Origin of the sequence: Myroides sp. NP-2 (assembly GCF_014145665.1) — a bacterium.
GTDB lineage: Bacteria > Bacteroidota > Bacteroidia > Flavobacteriales > Flavobacteriaceae > Flavobacterium.
In genome coordinates this window covers 1-690 of sequence record NZ_JACHTD010000051.1, presented here as the reverse complement: position 1 = coordinate 690, position 690 = coordinate 1, and the positions used below count along the sequence as shown (strand labels likewise).

At 30.4% G+C, this 690-nt stretch carries 1 protein-coding gene; it reads right to left on the bottom strand.

Features of this window, described 5'->3' with window-relative positions:
• The coding region (locus H4K35_RS15580; protein WP_182628813.1) for a tyrosine-type recombinase/integrase at positions 1-690 on the bottom strand (690 nt) is incomplete at both ends.

The window sequence follows — 690 nt, the reverse complement described above, 5'->3', positions numbered from 1 at the left end:
AAAAAATCTAATGGACTTGGTGTCGATTTCTTATCTACATCTGTAATATGAGTGTAAATCATGGTTGTTCTAATATCACTATGCCCTAATAATTCTTGTACAACCCGAATGTCAATTCCGCTTTTTATTAAATGTGTGGCGTATGAATGACGCAAAGTATGCACACTGCCTTTTGTTACAATATTGGCTTTTTTCATTGACTTTTTCAAAACTAACTGAACACTTCTTTCGCTGTATTGCTCATCATTAGTTCCTTCAAATAAAAATATTTTGGGTTTATATTCAATATAATATTCTCGCAACAAACTTAATAACTTATCAGGTAAAGCTACTAGCCTATCTTTATTCCCTTTGCTTTGTTGTATTAATAGTAAATTACTGTCGGATTTTACATCGGTTAGTTTAAGATTTATTAACTCACTTAAGCGTAATCCACAACTGTAAATAGTGGTAAGAATTGCTTTATGCTTTAAATTTTCTGTAGCATTTAATATTTTTCTCACTTCTTCTTGAGAAAAGAAAGTAGGCAGTTGGGTTGATTTTCGTTTAGGATATAAATAATTTAACTCTATCGATTGATTATTGACCAACTCATAAATCTTCTTAATTGCCCCAACTAAAGAGCGTTGATAAGATGCACTAATATTGTCTTGAAATACTTTTTCATTAATAAAACCCTCTATTTCAGCA